Raw genomic sequence first — 17,230 nt, 5'->3', positions numbered from 1 at the left:
ATAGCATGCAAATTTAATTATGTATTTCTTTATGTTTATTGATAAAATATTTATTAAAAAGGTAGATAGGGGGTATTTAATGAAAAAGAATGTAAGGGTGTTATTAACTGTATTGGTTATTATTATTGCAGCAGTAGGAGGATATTTTGTTTATCGTGGACAAGATACTTCTACAACTGAAACAGTAGAAAATGAACCAAGTGAAGAAACAAAAAGTACAACAAATACACAAATAAGTGGGAAAACATTGGTCGTTTATTATTCTGCACAAAATCATACAAAAGATGTTTCTGAAAAGCTTGTTGAAAATTTAAATGCAGATTTTTTTGAAATTGAACCTAAAGAAAAGTATAGTGAAGATGATTTAGATTGGACAGATGATAACTCAAGAGTAACAAAAGAACATGAGGATAAATCACTTAGAAATGTAGAATTAAAAACAACTAAAGTAGAAAACTGAGATCAATATGATACAGTGCTTATTGGCTATCCAATATGGTGGGGGATTGCGGCTTGGCCAGTAGATACGTTTGTTAAGACTAATGATTTTTCAGATAAAACAGTGATTCCATTTTGTACATCTGCTTCTTCGGGTTTAGGAGAAAGTGGAACAAGGCTTCAAAAGGAAGCCAAAGGTGGTAATTGGAAATAAGGGCATCGTTTTAGTTCTTCACCAACAGAAGATACAATTAAAGAATGGACCGAAGGTCTACAATAAAAGTTTATGCTTAGGTATAAGCTTTTTTCGTTTTACATAAACTTAACATAAACCATACGTTCTTTTGATTTTAGAAAATGTAGAAAAACACTATGATAGTGTTGTCTTAAGAAAGAGTATCAAAAATAAATAATATCTTAAGAGAAAACAAAGGAAGGTAAATAAAAAATGAAAAAGAAAGTATTAAGTGTTTTAATGGTTTTCATGATGTGTCTTGGTTTAGCCGGATGTGGCGGAGGATCAAATAGTGCATCAGATGACATTAGTGGAAAGGTAAGTTTAAACGGATCAACTTCAATGGAAAAATTCGTCAATGCCTTATCAGAAGGAATTAAAGAAAAATATCCAAACTTACAATTAGAAGCACAATTTACAGGATCTGGTGCAGGTCTTGAAGCAGTTGCTTCAAAAACAACAGATATCGGAGATTCATCTCGTGCTTTAACTGATGAAGAAAAAGCAAAGGGATTAGAAGAAAATATTGTTGCTATCGATGGTATCGCAACAATTACAAACAAATCTAATAAAGTAACAAACTTAACAAAAGATCAATTAGCAAAAATCTATACAGGACAAATTACTAACTGGAAAGATTTAGGTGGACAAGATGAAGCAATCGTTGTTATCGGACGTGAAGCTGGTTCAGGAACTCGTGGAGCATTTGAAGAATTATTAGGAATTGAAGATCAATGTCAATATGCTCAAGAATTAAATGAAACTGGTGCTGTTCTTGCTAAAGTTGCTAAAACTTCTGGATCAATCGGTTATGTTTCATTAGATGTATTGGATGATACAGTTTCTCCTCTTCAATTAGATGGTGTTGAACCAAGTGAAAAAACTGTAAAAGATGGAAGCTATGCTTTACAAAGACCATTCGTAATGGCTACAAATGGAAAAATTAGTGAACAATCTAAACAAGTTCAAGCAGTATTTGATTTCATCAATAGTGATGCTGGACAAAAAATCATTAAAAAAGTTGGATTAGTAACACCAAATAAATAAAAATAAAGAGGGAAGTATTATGGAAAAAAAGTTATCAATTATTAGCCATAAGAAAGCAAAATCCCTAGTAGAAAAAACAGCCGCGATGATCTTTCGTGGCTGTGCTATTATCTCTGTTTTAGCAGTTGTTACTATTACAGGATATATGATTATTTCAGGGACACCTGCCATTTTTAAAGAAGGAATTACAGGTATTTTGTTTTCTACAACATGGGCGCCAACAGCAGCTCATCCTCAATATGGGATTGCTTATGTTATTTTAACTTCTATTGTAGGGGTTTTTCTAGCAATTTGTATTGGAGTACCTATTGGTTTATTTACAGCAATCAACCTTGCTGAAATTGCTCCAGCAAGACTTAGAAAAATATTAAAATCAGCAATTGAATTACTTGCGGGTATTCCATCTGTTGTTTATGGATTATTAGGTATTTTGATTGTCAATCCAATGATGTATAAATTAGAATTAATGATCTACCATGGATCTAAAACACATCAATTTACAGGTGGTGCAAATCTTTTATCAGCTATTATCGTACTAGCAATTATGATTTTACCTACGCTTATTAATATTTCAGAAACTGCTTTAAAGGCAGTCCCTGACGATTATCGTAAAAGCTCATTAGCTCTAGGTGCAAGTAAAATGCAAACAATTTTTAAAGTTGTTGTACCAAGTGCTAAATCAGGTATTATGTCAGCCATTGTACTTGGCGTAGGACGTGCTATTGGAGAAGCAATGGCTATTTTGTTAGTAGCCGGAAATGCAGTATCTCTTCCACTTCCATTTAATTCGGTACGTTTTTTAACAACAGCCATCGTTTCAGAAATGGGATATGCCAGTGGTACACATCGTCAAGTACTATTTACAATTGGACTTGTGCTGTTTATCTTTATCATGGTTATTAACTTAGTCTTAACATATGTTTTAAAAAGAGGTGACTTAGATGAATAATACAATCTTAGAAAAAAAGAAACGTGTCAGTGATCAAGTTCTTTATGCACTTATTCAATTAAGTTCATTTCTTTCAATTTTTATCTTATTAGTTATTATTGGTTATATTCTCTATCGAGGAATACCGGCCTTTGATTTTTCTTATTTAGTAAATACAATAAGTATTATTAATGATACTGTAGGTATATTACCTAATATTATTAATACACTTTATATTGTTATTGTGACACTTTTAATTGCTTGTCCAATAGGAATTGGTGGAGCAATCTATTTAAATGAATATACAAAAAATAAAAAATTTGTCAGTATCATTTCATTTACAACAGAAGTCTTAGCAGGTATTCCTTCAATTATCTATGGATTATTTGGAATGTTGTTCTTTGGATCATTTTGTCATTTGAATTTCTCTATTTTAACAGGGTCACTTACACTTGCCATTATGATTTTACCAATTATTTCAAGAAATACCCAAACAGCTTTAGAATGTGTTCCTAAAAGCTATCGTGAAGCTGCTTTAGGAATTGGATCAACAAAATGGTATATGATTCGTACAGTACTTTTACCAAGTGCCATTCCTGGTATTTTAACAGGAGTTATTCTTGCAATGGGACGTATCGTTGCTGAATCCGCTGCCTTATTATTTACGGCAGGCTCAGTTGCTATTTTACCTACTAATATTTTTAAACATTTGTTAAGTAGTGGGGGAACTCTTACTATTCAATTATATTTAGAAATGGCTAAAGGAAATTATGAAGTTTCATTTGTGATTGCTCTTGTTTTAGTAGTTATTGTTTTAGGTTTAAATATGTTAGCTAAATGGATCAGTCGCAGATTTGATGTAAATAAAGGGGATAATTAAGATGGAAAATAAAATAGAAGCAAGACATCTGAATTTGTATTATGGACAAAAACATGCTTTAAAAGATGTCAGTTTAGATATTAAAGAAAATAAAATTACTGCGTTTATTGGCCCTTCAGGGTGTGGTAAATCAACATTTTTAAAAACGTTGAATCGTATGAATGATTATGTTGATAACGTTAAAATTGAAGGGGATGTTATCTTAGATGGTGAAGATATCTATGATAGCCGTGTAGATACAACATTACTTAGAAAAAAAGTCGGAATGGTTTTCCAACAACCAAATCCATTCCCTATGTCGATTTATGATAATGTGGCTTATGGACCACGTATTCATGGTATTAAAAATAAAAAACAACTTGATAAAATCGTTGAAGATAGTTTAAAAGCAGCAGCACTTTATGATGAAGTTTCAGATCGTTTACATTCAAGTGCCTTAGGTTTATCTGGTGGACAACAACAAAGATTATGTATTGCTCGTGCTTTAGCTGTGCAACCAGAAGTTATCTTATTAGATGAACCAACAAGTGCCTTAGATCCAATTTCAACACTTAAAATCGAAGAACTTTTATTACAATTAAAAGATCAATATACGATTGCTATCGTTACTCACAATATGCAACAAGCAAGTCGTATTGCTGATTATACTGCCTTCTTCTTAGTTGGAGAAATGGTAGAATATGGATCAACAAAAGATGTCTTTGGTATGCCAAAAGATAAAAGAACTGAAGATTATATTACTGGTAGATTTGGATAGGAGGAAAGAAAGATGCCAAGAAGTCAATTTGATCAAGAGCTTAATAAGATGCACGTTGATTTAGATAGAATGTGTCATCTTGTTGTTTTAGCTATTGAAAACTGTGTTACAGCATTTAAGGAACAAGACTATGAACTTGCTCGAGATATTATTCATGGAGATAAACAAATTAATGATGTGGAAAGATCGATTGAAGCAAAATGCTTATCTTTGATTTTAAAACAACAACCTGTGGCCTCTGATTTAAGAGATGTTTCAACTGCTTTAAAAGTAGTTACAGATTTAGAAAGAATTGGAGATCAAAGTGCAGATATTGCGGAATTGATTTTAGAAATGAAAGAAATGGATAGTTTCTTAATGATTGGTCATATTCAAGATATGGCAAAAATTGCAACTAAAATGGTTAAAGAAGCTTTAGATGCTTTTCATCAACATGATTTAAAACATGCTTTAGAAGTAAAGAAGATGGATATTAAAATGGATGAATTGTTTGATCAAGTTAAAGAAGATATTATTCAAATGATTAAAGAATCAAATGATAAAGGTGATTTAACAATCAATTTTTTAATGATTGCAAAGTATTTTGAAAGAATTGGGGATCATGTTGTTAATATCTGTGAATGGATTGAGTTCAACCAAACAGGAAAACTTAACAATACGCGATTAATTTAGACCTCTTTTAGAGAGGTTTTTTAGTTGTTCAAATATGTAAATACATTTAATTTATTTAAATATATTAAGTTTATCATGTGTTATTATTGGTGTGCTTTTATTTCAAATAACTATCGAAAATAGTAGTTAAAAAAGAGTGACTATGATATAATTTTTCCGAATAGTTATACACGGCAGGTAGTTATCCTTGGTCGTTTAGATCGAAGGGCGTATTCTTCGTTTACATAGATATCCCTAGGGAAATATGAAAAGCGGAGGTGATGGAAATGACAGCTTATGAAGCTATCATGATTATGTTAGGTACACTAACATTAATGATGTCGATAATAAGTATTGTTATTAAATTACTTCTATATATAATAGAAAATAATGCAAAAAAATAACTACCTCGAAAAGTTTTGGCGAACATTGAGGTAGTTATTTTTCTCAAGAAAATCCAAGGCTAGTCGTTTATGACTATTCCTTTTTTCATTTATATTATAATTTATGATAATTTCTAAGTCAATATCACAAAATGACAGTTTAAAAAAGCTTTTCATGCAAATAAAGAACATCTTGTGCAATAAATATATCATTAATGCTAATCATCATATATAATTGTATTAATTAGGGAGGATTACCATATGAACAAGAAAAGAAATATTATAATTGGGTCAATAGTTTGTGTACTGCTTATGACAGTGGTATTTTTTGTTTTTAATCATGGAAAAAGTAATGAACAAGTTGTTACAGAATATTTTGAACTTTTAAAAAAGAAAGATTATAAACAAATGTATCAAATGCTAGATCAAAAGACAGTCTATACTCCTACACAAAAATATTTTATTGAAAAGCATAAAGAAATCTATGATGTAATAAATCCAAGTAATATACGGGTAAAAGTAATAGATGAAAAAGATAATATGGTTCAATATCAAATATCGATGGATACTGTAGCTGGAAAAGTTAAATATAAAAATAAGATTGAAATTAAAAATGAACAAATTAAATTTAATAAGCAACTTATTTTTGATGAATTTTCTGATAAGAACAAAGTAAAAGTGATTACGACACAACCTTATAGAGGGTATATTTTAGATAGAAATGGAAAATATTTAGCTAAACAAGGAAATGCTTATTCATTTGGTCTTGTAAGAGGAAAATTAAATGGTGAAAATGATTATGCACAAATAGCTAAGTATTTAGAAACGGATGTTGAAACCATTCAAAAGAAAATGAGTGCATCTTGGATCAAAGATGATTCTTTTGTACCTATTAAAAATGTATCAGAACAAGTAAAAAATCAATTGATTCAACAAGGAATTTTAAATATTAAAGGTGTTAAAATCAATACGATTTCTACGCGTGTTTATCCTTATGATAAAATAACATCTCATATCATTGGATATGTCCAAAATGTTAATTCAGAAGATTTAAAAAAACATAAAAGTGAAGGATACACAAGTAGTTCAGTAATTGGAAGAAGTGGGATTGAAGCCACTTATGAAAAGCAGTTACGTGGAGAAGTAGGTGGAAAAATTGTCATTGTTGATGAAAATAACAATATCATTAAAACAGTTGCCCAAAAAGAAGCGAAAGATGGAAAAGATATTCGACTAACAATCGATATCAATTTACAACAAAGTCTTTATAATGAATATCAAAATGATAAAAGTGCTTCTGTTGCTTTAAATCCACAAACAGGAGAAGTTTTAGCGCTTGTTTCAACGCCATCTTATTCAAATAATGATTTTGTCTTAGGACTTTCAACGGATAAATGGAACGCTTTAAATAATGATAGTAATCAACCAATGATGAGTCGTTATAAACAAACCTATACACCTGGATCAACAATGAAGCCGATTACAGCAGCTATTGGTTTAGAAACAAAGACAATTGATCCAGATAAAGATTTAGGGGCTAAAGATAAATGGCAAAAAGATTCAAGCTGGGGAAGCTATTATGTAACAACATTACATGCTCCTTCACCTAATAATTTAAAGAATGCGATCACGTATTCAGATAATGTTTATTTTGCTAGAAGTGCTTTGAATACTGGAAAAGATAATTTATTTAAATATTATAAAAACTTAAAGATTGGTGAAAAGATTCCTTTTGAACTTACTTTAAATAGAAGTCAGTATATCAATAAAAATCAAAAAGTAAGTGATCAATTAATTGCAGATAGTGGTTATGGACAAGGACAAATTCTGATGAATCCTTTACAACTTGCAAGTATCTATAGTGCTTTTGTAAATAATGGTTCAATCTATCAACCCCATATCGTTCAAGGAAAAACAGGAACAGCAGAAATCAAACAAAGCCAAAGTGATACCACAGGAACAGAACTTGGTTGGTTTACAGTAATGACGACAGATAGTAAACAACCTCTTTTAATAACAACAATGGTTGAAGATGTTAAAGATAGAGGTGGCAGTGGTTATGTTGTTGAACATACAAAAACATCTTTAGATTTATATCTTTCTAAGTAGGTAAAAACTATGAAGAATAAGATAGTTTTAAGTTATCGATTCATTATACTAGTTTATTATTTATTGGCTTTTTTGATTGTTATTATGAATATTAATCATTTAGAAAGGGTATTAATCTATTCTTTGATTTTAATCGTTTTGTTTGGTATTGTAGTGCATATTTATATATTGAATATTCCAAAATTATTGTTGTCAAATAAGTATATTGAAAAGAATTTATCTACAGTAAAAGAAGCAATCGATAAAATTCATAATAAGTCTATTAATGACAGTTTAATAACAATATATATTTTTCTTTTAGAAATTTCTAATTATAAAGAAGAATATCAAAACTTTGTAGAACAAAATAGTAAAAGAATTTTTGATGAAAAGCAAAATAAACATTGGTATACTATAAAATTACAGTATTATTATAATTTGAATAAAAAAGATGAATATTTAAAATTATATGATCTTCAATTGGATAATAAAGTTAAAAACCCACTTTTTAAAATTATGTATCTCATTTTAAATGAAGAATATGAAGAAGCTCTTGAATTATCAAAGAAGGTTACAAGTCAACAAAAAGACATAGGATATGTTATGAGGCTATATTATAGAATTATTTGTTTAGAACATTTAGAAAAAGAAAATGAATTGAATGATTGTATTAATGAGATGGTAGAATTCAATGATCAAATACATTATGTTAAAGAAATTAAAGATAAGTATAAAAAATAATAATATGGTATACTTCTTTTCGTAACTTTATTTAGAAAGAAGTGAAATATGAATGTTAATAAAGATAGTAGATGATGATCAAGTTTTTGTAAAAAAGATAAAAGATATTGTTTATGATAATTTTAAAGATATCTTTCTTGATTATTCGATAGAATGTATAACGAGTAATTTTGAAGCTCAGTATTTTGAAAAAGGGGATATTTTCTTTTTAGATATTGATTTAAAAGAAAAAAATGGCATAAAAATTGCTGAAGAAATTAGAGAAAATAATTCTAATGCAATCATTATATTTGTTTCAGCAATGAATGATATGATTTTTGATTCATTAATTGTACAACCTTTTTACTTTATTAGAAAAGATAATTTTGATAGAGATATGAAAATCGCATGTACTCTAATTCAAAAATATATTAATAAGAATCATAAAATTATTACTTTTGATTTTAATGGTAAAAAAACAGCTATTCAATTATCAGATATCATTTATTTAGAATCGTTTTTACATGAAATTACGATTCATACATCCTCTAATTTTTATAAATATTCGAGCACTTTTAATAAAATGATGTCTCTTATAAATTCTACTAATATTGTTAGAATTCATAAATCATATGCAGTTAATTTATTTTGGGTCAAAGAAATTTATAAAGAAAAGTTATTATTGAGAAATGGAGTTACTTTAAAGATTGGAAAGAAGTATCAACAAGATGTACTTGCATCGTATAAGGAGTATTTATTAAAATGATGTATTTATTTTTAGATTATTTAGAAGTGTTATTGGTAGCTTTATTAATTTGTATTTTTTGTGATGTTGAACAAAAAAATAGATATTGTTTGATTTCATCAGTAATTAGTTTCTTAGTTATGGAATTTATGCAAACTTATGATTTGTTTGGCAATGAAATGGCATATGCAATAACAATTATTAACTTTATAATTGTTTCTGTTATGAAAAAAGAAATTAAATTTTATAATTTTATTCCTTGTATATTTTCTCAATGGATATCTGTTTTTACTTCAACTATAGTTTTATTTTTCTTTAAAGTAATAACAAATTATAATATAGGAAATATTATAAAGCTGTATAGAATACCTATCATTTTTTTAGCAAGAATTCTTTTCTTTGCACTTATTGTGGTATTAAATTATTTCAAATCTAAAATAAAAAATACAATTATTGAAAAAAATAAATATTTATTAACAATTACTATGATGTTGATTTTTGGAATATATTTTATTTTGTTGAATGATATAGGTCATATGCATCTAATTATAGATGATATCTATTTAGTTTTACTTTTGTTAACAGTTTTATTTTTTGTAGTTTGTATTTTGTTTTTACATATGACACGACTTTATAATGAAAAAACAGAATATATGTTAAAGAATCAAGAATTAGAATATGTAGAAAAAAATCAATCTTTAGTACATTATCTTCATGATAATATTTTAAAAATACAACATAGTTTAAGATATGGATTAATTTTGATAGAAAATAACATAGATGATAAAAAATATGATGATGCTAAACATCAAATAGAACAATTTTATGATTTATTAGATAATAAAATAAATATTATGACGAATAATTATATATTTGATACTTTGTTAAATGATTATATTTTTCTCATAAAATCTAAATATAATGCCAAAGTAAAATCATTGATCAATATAGGAAATGATTCCTTTTTTAAAGATGTAAATAATTGTACAGAAATAATAACTATTATCTCCAATTTCTTTGAGCAATCAGATAAAACATATTTAGAAATAAAATTAATTGAATATGGAACATATATTGAATTAGATTTATTCGTAGAAAGTAATTTTGATAAAATAAATGATGATACCAACATTGATTACTTTGATGATTATGCACATCTAAGAAGAATTTTTGATAAATAATAAAAAGGACTTATACAGCATGGTATAAGTTCTTTTATTTCTAATCAACTTTTAACCTAAACTTAACATAATCTCCCCTTTGCTATGTTAAGATAATGTAAAGGATGTGGAAATAATGAAAGAATGTATATATGTAGTAGAAGATGATGAAAATATTAGAGAAATTATAGATTTAGCTTTAACAAGTGCAGGGTATAATGTTAAACAATTTTCTAATGCTTTAGATGCTTTAAAAAGTATGGAAAATGATCAAGTGGATCTAGCTGTTTTTGATTTAATGTTACCTGGCATTTCAGGAATTGATGCTATCAAAAAGATACGTGAAACTGATCAAGAATTACCTATTTTGATTTTAAGTGCGAAGGACCGAGAAATTGATAAAGTCAATGGTTTAGATAGTGGTAGTGATGATTATATGACCAAACCATTTGGTGTTTTAGAGTTACAAGCTAGAGTACGTTCTTTGCTTAGAAGACATGCTCCTAAAGCAGTGCCAATTATCGAAAGTCAAACTTTAAAAATTGATAAACAAACAAGAACAGTGATGCATAATGGACAAGTCATGGAACTTACCAATAAAGAGTACCAACTACTTTTATATTTGGTAGAAAATCATACACGTGTCGTAGAAAGAGATGAAATTTTAAATCATATTTGGGGGTATGATTTTATTGGTGAATCAAGAGTTTTAGATGTGCATATTCGTGCTCTAAGAGCTAAATTGGATGATGATGGAAGTAAGTATATTAAAACTATTAGAGGTGTAGGATACCGCTATGTTGAGGAAGTGAAATAAGATGAATAAAGCTCTATTTAAATATTTTGCAACAGTTTTAATTATTACGTTATTATTTTCTTCAAGTGTTTCAATGGTGATTCTTTCTGATCAAATGATGCAAACAACAAGAAAAGATATGTACTATACGGTAAAGCTTGTAGAAAATCAAATTGATTATCAAAAACCTTTAGATAATCAAGTAGAGAAACTTAATGATTTGGCTTATACAAAAGATACTCGACTTACAATTATTGATAAAGAAGGAAATGTTTTAGCGGATAGTGATAAAGAGGGGATTCAAGAAAATCATAGTGGACGTAGTGAATTTAAAGAAGCTTTAAGTGATCAGTTTGGTTATGCGACACGTTATTCTTCAACTGTTAAAAAGAATATGATGTATGTAGCTTATTATCATCGTGGTTATGTTGTTCGTATTGCGATTCCTTATAATGGTATCTTTGATAATATAGGACCACTTTTAGAACCATTATTTATTAGTGCTGCTTTATCATTATGTGTTGCTTTAGCTCTTTCTTATCGTTTTTCTAGAACACTTACTAAACCATTAGAAGAAATTAGTGAAGAGGTTTCTAAAATTAATGATAATCGTTATTTAAGTTTTGATCATTATCAATATGAAGAATTTAATGTTATTGCGACAAAACTTAAAGAACAAGCAGATACAATAAGAAAAACGCTAAAAACTTTGAAAAATGAAAGATTAAAAATAAATAGTATTCTTGATAAAATGAATGAAGGGTTCATTTTATTAGATACAAATTATGAAATACTTATGGTCAATAAAAAAGCTAAACAACTTTTTAGTGATAAAATGGAAGTGAATCAACCTATCCAAGATTTTATCTTCGATCATCAAATTATAGATCAATTAGAAAATATCGGTGTAGAACCTAAAATCGTTACTCTAAAAAAAGATGAAGAAGTTTATGATTGCCATCTTGCTAAAGTAGAATATGGAGTGACTTTGCTCTTTGTAAATGTTACTGAATCTGTTAATGCTACAAAAATGAGACAAGAATTTTTCTCAAATGTTTCCCATGAACTTAAAACACCTATGACATCCATTAGAGGTTATAGTGAATTATTACAAGCAGGAATGATTAATGATCCTAAAGTAAGAAAACAATCTCTTGATAAAATACAAAAAGAAGTTGATCATATGTCACAATTGATAGGTGATATTTTAATGATTTCAAGACTTGAAAACAAAGATATTGAGGTCATTAAACATCCTGTTCATCTCCAACCAATTGTTGATGATATTTTAGAATCATTAAAAGTAGAAATAGAAAAAAGAGAAATTAAAGTTATATGTGATTTAACACCACAAACTTATCTAGCAAATCATCAACATGTCCAACAATTGATGAACAACCTTATTAATAATGCTGTTAAATATAATAAACAAAAAGGAAATTTAAATATTCACTCTTATCTTGTTGATCAAGACTACATTATTGAAGTAAGTGATACAGGTCGTGGAATTTCACTTATTGATCAAGGGCGTGTCTTTGAACGTTTCTTTAGATGTGATGCAGGGCGTGATAAGGAAACAGGTGGTACAGGTCTTGGACTTGCAATTGTAAAACACATTGTTCAATATTATAAAGGAACAATTCATTTAGAAAGTGAATTAGGTAAAGGAACAACATTTAAGGTTGTTTTACCAATCATTAAGGACTCATTGTAGTCCTTATTTTTTTTATGAAAAAGTATCTAACTTGATAAAATATGTAATTTTACATATTTTATCAAGTAAAAAAATGTATTTTTGCGTATTTTATCAAGTTGAGGATAAGAGGTATTCATTTTCAAGATATTTTGAATATGATAAAATGACTTTAAAGAGAGGTTGATAAAGATGCTTCAACAAGAAAGACATGAACAAATACTTGCAAGATTAAATACTGATGGAAAAGTAAAAGTTAAAGAATTAGCTGTTGATTTTGAAGTCACAGAGGATTGTATTCGTAAAGATTTAACAGCTTTAGAAAAAGAAGGACTTTTAAAACGTATTCATGGCGGGGCTATGCAAGTAAGAAAGAATCTTCATGCTTATCATGTAGATGAACGTATGAGTGTGCGCTTAACTCAAAAGAAAATTATTGCTAAAAAAGCAGTTGAATTAATAGAAGAAAATACAGTGATATTTTTAGGAATTTCTACCGTGAATTTAGAACTTGCTAAATGTATTTATCAAAAAAATATACCACTCACTATTGTTACTAATATGATTGATATTATGCAATTATTTAGACAAGGTGATCATCATGTAAATCTTATTTTTATTGGAGGATATTTTAATCGTGCTAAAGATGGCTTTATTGGTGCATTGACAATTGAACAAATTCACAATTATCGTTTTGATCTTGCTTTTATTGGAACAGTAGGCATGAATATTCATGATGATAAGGTAACAACGTATGATGTTGAAGATGGACTTACAAAAAAAGAAGTCATGGATGCAAGTAAAAAATGTTATCTTGTGGCAGAAAATGAAAAGTTCAATTTGGATGGGAATTATGTTTTTGGGCATTTAAGTGAATTTACCGGATATATTGGTGAACAAGAGTTAGGAAGTCCTTTTAAGGAAAAAATAATGGAGTATGGATTAGAAATTATTTAGGAAAGATAGTATGGAAAAACAATATTTATTAAAAGTATACCCTGCAAAAAAATCAAGAGTTGCTTGGAGGAAGATTGAAATTTGTGGAAATGATACACTTACTGATTTATGCACAATAATTCTTGATGCATTTAATTTTGATCATAATCATTTTTATGAATTTTGCATGGATAATCGGCCATATAGTAACAATGCTTATACAATAGACAGAGACACAGATTATCCAGAAATTAATATAGTCATTGATACTATGGAGTTATACGAAAAACAAAAAATTTCTTTGCATTATGATTTTGGAGATGATTGGATGTTTACAATCGATGTTGTTAAAATCGTATCAGTAGAAAATTATTTTAAACCGCATGTTATTGGTTCAAAAGGAAAAGTTAAACAATATTGATAAAGCTCAATCTAAATGATTGAGTTTTTATTATAAAACAATAAAACGATTATTGAAATTTATTATTTTTAGATTTATAATAGCCTTGTAATAAGAAAAAACAATAAAAGGAGGCGTGTTATGAATTGTTTATATCAAACAAAAAGAATTTCTGATTTAAAAGAAAAGATGTTGAGCAGTAAACGTTATGCTTCTATTGAACAAGCACGAATCATTACACGTGTTTATCAAGAAAATGAGAAATTATCTATTCCTAAAAAAAGAGCTCTTTCTTTAAAAGCAGCATTAGAGAAATTAGAGATTTCTGTTGAAGATGAAGAGTTGATTGTTGGAAATCGTACAAAGGGTGTACGTTACGGGGTGGTTTTTCCTGAAAGTGGTTGTTCGTGGATCAATCAAGAATTTGAAACGTTACCAACAAGACCACAAGATCAGTTTTTAGTAAAAGAAGAAGATATTAAAGAATTTAGAGAAAAGATTTATCCTTATTGGAAAGGAAAATCTTTAGAAGATGCAATTAAAGGAACTTATGGAATAGAAATTAATGAAATAAGTAAAGTAGTAAAAATTAATCAAAAAGATCATGCTCAAGGTCATATTTGTCCTGATAGTGCTTTATGGTTAAAACTTGGTCCTCAAGGTTTAATGGAAAAAGCAAAAGAAAAATTAAAGAATTGTAAAGATGAACAAAAAGAATTTTATGAATGTACGATTCTTGTATTAGAAGGAGCAGTTCATTTTATGCAAAGATATCATGATTTGATTGAAAGGGAAAAAATCGAATCATTAAAAGAAGTGGGAAAGATTTGTACGAATCTTTCTAAAAGACCTCCAGAAACTTTTCATGAAGCGGTGCAATCTTTATGGTTTTTATTTGTGATATTACATATGGAATCCAATGCTTCTTCTTTTTCACCAGGGAGAATGGATCAATATCTTTATCCTTATTATCAAAGAGATATAGAAAAAGGTAGTCTTACTAAACAAGAAGCTTTAGAAATATTAGAATGTTTGTGGTTGAAATTTAATCAAGTTGTTTATTTAAGAAATCAAAATAGTGCTAAATATTTTGCTGGATTTCCAATAGGATTTAATATTGCGATAGGAGGCGTGGATGAAAAGGGAAATGATACATATAATGATCTTTCTTTACTTTGTTTAAAAGCACAAGAGCATTTAGGATTACCACAACCTAATTTATCTGTAAGACTTAATAAAAATTCTAGCCATGAATTAATGCAAGCTGCTATCAAAGTTGTTTCACTTGGTAGTGGAATGCCACAATTTTTCAATGATGAAGCTATTATTCAACCAATGATTGAAGATTTAGGAATTGAAGAAAAAGATGCACGTAATTATGCTATTGTTGGATGTGTTGAACTGACAACACATGGCAACAATTTAGGATGGTCTGATGCAGCCATGTTTAATTTAAATAAAGTATTAGAACTTACTTTGAATCATGGAAAATGTTTACTAACAAAGCAACAAATAGGATTAGATTTAGGAAGTTTAGAAACATATAAAACTTATCAAGATTTAGAAAATGCTTTTCAAAAACAAATTGATTATTTTATTGATAAAATGATGGCTGCAGAAAAGATTGTAGAAAAAGCACATCAAGATTATTTACCAACAGCTTTTCTATCTACTGTTATTGATGATTGTTTAGAAAAAGGATTAGATGTTACTAAAGGTGGAGCTAAATATAATCTATCAGGTATTCAAATGATTCAAGTAGCCAATCTTGCAGATTCTCTAGCAGCTATTAAACAACTTGTTTATGATGATAAAATGATAAGTCAACATGATTTATTAAATGCTTTACAAGAAGATTTTAAAGGCTATGAAATCATGCAAACAATGCTTTTAAATAAAGTGCCTAAATATGGAAACGATGTAAAGTGGGTCGATGAGCTTGGAAATCAATGGGCATGTTACTTTAGAGAAAAGATGAAACGTTATACAAATTATAGAGGAGGCCCTTATCATACAGGGATGTATACTGTTTCTGCACATGTTCCAATGGGTGAAAATGTAGGAGCATCACCAGATGGTAGAAATGCTTTAAAACCACTTGCTGATGGAGGTATGTCACCTGTCTATGGTAGAGATCTACAAGGACCAACAGCTGTTTTAAAATCTGTTTCAAAACTTAATAATTCATGTACGACGAATGGTGGCCTTTTAAATATGAAATTCTTACCAGAATTTTTTAAAACAGAAACAGGCTGTTTGAAATTTGAAAATTTCTTACGTGCTTTTGTGTATCTAAAAATACCTCATGTACAATTTAATGTCGTTAGAAAAGAAGATTTGCTTGATGCTAAAGTTCATCCTGAAAATCATCAATCGTTGACAATTCGTGTTGCTGGTTATACAGCATACTTTGTTGAACTTGCTGGCAAGCTACAAGATGAAATTATTGAAAGAACAACTTATGAAAATATCTAAAGCATTGGTTTTTGATATTAAAAGATTTGCAATACATGATGGCAGTGGTTTAAGAACAACAATTTTTTTTAAGGGGTGTCCACTTCGTTGTCTATGGTGTCAAAATCCAGAAGGATTAAACACTCAAAGACAAGTCATCTATTTTAAAAATAAATGTATTCATTGTAGATGTTGTCAACAATTCAAAGAACAAATTAATTATCAAAACGATCGACCATATTTTCAAAATCATCAAGACTTTGATCAAGTTATTAAAACATGTCCTAGTGGTGCTATTCAATATGATAGTCAAGAGTATACTTTAGATAAATTAATGAATAAAATTAAAGAGGATGAAGTTTTCTTTCAACATGGAGGAGGTGTTACATTTTCCGGTGGAGAACCCTTTATGCAAGGTGAATTTCTTATTGAAATTTTAAAAAGATGTCAGAAAGAAAAGATTCATACAGCTATTGAAACATCATTTTATACATCATTAGAACTTATAAAAAAGGCATTGCCTTATTTAGATTTAGTTTATATAGATTTAAAAATATTTGATGAGCAAAAACATCAAGCCTGTACAAATGTATCACCACAACTTATTAAAGAAAATATTCGGTATGTTTTACAAAGTGAATATAAAGATAAAGTGATCATTAGAACACCACTGATTCCAACAATGAGTGCAACGGATGAAAATATTAAACAAATTGTCCAATTTTTAATTCAAATAAATCCAGAAGTAAAATATGAGATGCTGAATTATAATCCTTTAGCTTCAGCTAAATATGAACTTGTGAATTTAAAATACGGATTAGAATCATATCAAATGTTTACCAAGCAACAAATGCAACATTTTTATGATGTTGCTTTACAAGCAGGAATAAAAAACTTAATAAAAGAATAGGAGAAAAGA

The 17,230-nt window shown here is 28.5% G+C and carries 15 protein-coding genes and 1 pseudogene; all 16 read left to right on the top strand.

The genetic code is table 11. The annotated features are described in order from the left end of the window. Positions 1–19 precede the first annotated feature (19 nt). The 16 genes and pseudogenes from Fi14EGH31_RS13340 (at position 20) to Fi14EGH31_RS13260 (ending at position 17,221) form a co-directional block, all read left to right on the top strand. Positions 20–652: pseudogene (locus tag Fi14EGH31_RS13340) on the top strand (flavodoxin). A 234-nt stretch (positions 653–886) separates the two neighbouring features. Beyond that, positions 887–1,720, top strand: a complete 834-nt coding sequence (locus Fi14EGH31_RS13330) for a phosphate ABC transporter substrate-binding protein (protein WP_200764926.1) — start codon at positions 887–889, stop codon at positions 1,718–1,720. A gap of 19 nt (positions 1,721–1,739) precedes the next feature. Next, positions 1,740–2,669 carry a phosphate ABC transporter permease subunit PstC gene (gene pstC / locus Fi14EGH31_RS13325; protein ID WP_107029727.1) on the top strand — a complete coding sequence of 310 codons (930 nt, stop codon included), beginning with the start codon at positions 1,740–1,742 and terminating at the stop codon, positions 2,667–2,669. After that, complete coding sequence (pstA, locus tag Fi14EGH31_RS13320) at positions 2,662–3,528, top strand: phosphate ABC transporter permease PstA (protein WP_200764925.1); 867 nt, start codon at positions 2,662–2,664, stop codon at positions 3,526–3,528. The genes pstC and pstA overlap by 8 nt, the downstream gene beginning before the upstream one ends. Position 3,529: 1 nt before the next feature. Next, the gene (pstB, locus tag Fi14EGH31_RS13315) at positions 3,530–4,285 is read left to right on the top strand and encodes a phosphate ABC transporter ATP-binding protein PstB (protein WP_117851370.1); all 756 of its coding nucleotides are present in this window, start codon (positions 3,530–3,532) and stop codon (positions 4,283–4,285) included. 12 nt (positions 4,286–4,297) lie between these two features. After that, on the top strand, positions 4,298–4,957 hold the full coding sequence (phoU, locus tag Fi14EGH31_RS13310) for a phosphate signaling complex protein PhoU (RefSeq protein WP_032090841.1): 660 nt from the start codon (positions 4,298–4,300) through the stop codon (positions 4,955–4,957). A 623-nt stretch (positions 4,958–5,580) separates the two neighbouring features. Further along, positions 5,581–7,428: a penicillin-binding transpeptidase domain-containing protein gene (locus Fi14EGH31_RS13305; RefSeq protein WP_200764924.1), complete on the top strand. Its 1,848-nt coding sequence runs from the start codon at positions 5,581–5,583 to the stop codon at positions 7,426–7,428. Positions 7,429–7,437: 9 nt separating this feature from the next. Next, complete coding sequence (locus tag Fi14EGH31_RS13300; RefSeq protein WP_200764923.1) at positions 7,438–8,148, top strand: hypothetical protein; 711 nt, start codon at positions 7,438–7,440, stop codon at positions 8,146–8,148. A 52-nt stretch (positions 8,149–8,200) separates the two neighbouring features. Then, positions 8,201–8,893, top strand: a complete 693-nt coding sequence (locus Fi14EGH31_RS13295; RefSeq protein ID WP_022001998.1) for a LytR/AlgR family response regulator transcription factor — start codon at positions 8,201–8,203, stop codon at positions 8,891–8,893. Then, positions 8,890–10,053: a hypothetical protein gene (locus tag Fi14EGH31_RS13290; RefSeq protein ID WP_117480770.1), complete on the top strand. Its 1,164-nt coding sequence runs from the start codon at positions 8,890–8,892 to the stop codon at positions 10,051–10,053. The genes Fi14EGH31_RS13295 and Fi14EGH31_RS13290 overlap by 4 nt, the downstream gene beginning before the upstream one ends. 115 nt (positions 10,054–10,168) lie before the next feature. Next, complete coding sequence (locus Fi14EGH31_RS13285) at positions 10,169–10,849, top strand: response regulator transcription factor (RefSeq protein ID WP_117792785.1); 681 nt, start codon at positions 10,169–10,171, stop codon at positions 10,847–10,849. Position 10,850: 1 nt separating this feature from the next. After that, on the top strand, positions 10,851–12,542 hold the full coding sequence (locus Fi14EGH31_RS13280; RefSeq protein WP_117792783.1) for a sensor histidine kinase: 1,692 nt from the start codon (positions 10,851–10,853) through the stop codon (positions 12,540–12,542). Positions 12,543–12,713: 171 nt separating this feature from the next. Next, positions 12,714–13,478 (top strand): DeoR/GlpR family DNA-binding transcription regulator, encoded by a 765-nt coding sequence (locus Fi14EGH31_RS13275; RefSeq protein ID WP_117792781.1) that lies wholly within the window; start codon positions 12,714–12,716, stop codon positions 13,476–13,478. 10 nt (positions 13,479–13,488) lie between these two features. After that, on the top strand, positions 13,489–13,878 hold the full coding sequence (locus Fi14EGH31_RS13270; protein WP_200764922.1) for an IS1096 element passenger TnpR family protein: 390 nt from the start codon (positions 13,489–13,491) through the stop codon (positions 13,876–13,878). 120 nt (positions 13,879–13,998) lie between these two features. Then, positions 13,999–16,332 (top strand): glycyl radical protein, encoded by a 2,334-nt coding sequence (locus Fi14EGH31_RS13265; RefSeq protein WP_200764921.1) that lies wholly within the window; start codon positions 13,999–14,001, stop codon positions 16,330–16,332. Further along, a complete protein-coding gene (locus tag Fi14EGH31_RS13260) occupies positions 16,295–17,221 on the top strand; it encodes a glycyl-radical enzyme activating protein (protein WP_200764920.1) in 927 nt (308 codons plus the stop codon). The genes Fi14EGH31_RS13265 and Fi14EGH31_RS13260 overlap by 38 nt, the downstream gene beginning before the upstream one ends. Positions 17,222–17,230 lie beyond the last annotated feature (9 nt).

This window comes from Faecalibacillus intestinalis (assembly GCF_015097455.1).
GTDB lineage: Bacteria > Bacillota_I > Bacilli_A > Erysipelotrichales > Coprobacillaceae > Faecalibacillus > Faecalibacillus intestinalis.
This window is presented reverse-complemented; position numbering and strand designations above follow the sequence as displayed.

What these genes read in the sequence shown, in the direction of transcription:
- Fi14EGH31_RS13330 (WP_200764926.1), top strand. Translation starts at nt 887, where the DNA reads ATGAAAAAGAAAGTATTAAGTGTTTTAATGGTTTTCATGATGTGTCTT.
- pstC (WP_107029727.1), top strand. Translation starts at nt 1,740, where the DNA reads ATGGAAAAAAAGTTATCAATTATTAGCCATAAGAAAGCAAAATCCCTA.
- pstA (WP_200764925.1), top strand. Translation starts at nt 2,662, where the DNA reads ATGAATAATACAATCTTAGAAAAAAAGAAACGTGTCAGTGATCAAGTT.
- pstB (WP_117851370.1), top strand. Translation starts at nt 3,530, where the DNA reads ATGGAAAATAAAATAGAAGCAAGACATCTGAATTTGTATTATGGACAA.
- phoU (WP_032090841.1), top strand. Translation starts at nt 4,298, where the DNA reads ATGCCAAGAAGTCAATTTGATCAAGAGCTTAATAAGATGCACGTTGAT.
- Fi14EGH31_RS13305 (WP_200764924.1), top strand. Translation starts at nt 5,581, where the DNA reads ATGAACAAGAAAAGAAATATTATAATTGGGTCAATAGTTTGTGTACTG.
- Fi14EGH31_RS13300 (WP_200764923.1), top strand. Translation starts at nt 7,438, where the DNA reads ATGAAGAATAAGATAGTTTTAAGTTATCGATTCATTATACTAGTTTAT.
- Fi14EGH31_RS13295 (WP_022001998.1), top strand. Translation starts at nt 8,201, where the DNA reads ATGTTAATAAAGATAGTAGATGATGATCAAGTTTTTGTAAAAAAGATA.
- Fi14EGH31_RS13290 (WP_117480770.1), top strand. Translation starts at nt 8,890, where the DNA reads ATGATGTATTTATTTTTAGATTATTTAGAAGTGTTATTGGTAGCTTTA.
- Fi14EGH31_RS13285 (WP_117792785.1), top strand. Translation starts at nt 10,169, where the DNA reads ATGAAAGAATGTATATATGTAGTAGAAGATGATGAAAATATTAGAGAA.
- Fi14EGH31_RS13280 (WP_117792783.1), top strand. Translation starts at nt 10,851, where the DNA reads ATGAATAAAGCTCTATTTAAATATTTTGCAACAGTTTTAATTATTACG.
- Fi14EGH31_RS13275 (WP_117792781.1), top strand. Translation starts at nt 12,714, where the DNA reads ATGCTTCAACAAGAAAGACATGAACAAATACTTGCAAGATTAAATACT.
- Fi14EGH31_RS13270 (WP_200764922.1), top strand. Translation starts at nt 13,489, where the DNA reads ATGGAAAAACAATATTTATTAAAAGTATACCCTGCAAAAAAATCAAGA.
- Fi14EGH31_RS13265 (WP_200764921.1), top strand. Translation starts at nt 13,999, where the DNA reads ATGAATTGTTTATATCAAACAAAAAGAATTTCTGATTTAAAAGAAAAG.
- Fi14EGH31_RS13260 (WP_200764920.1), top strand. Translation starts at nt 16,295, where the DNA reads ATGAAATTATTGAAAGAACAACTTATGAAAATATCTAAAGCATTGGTT.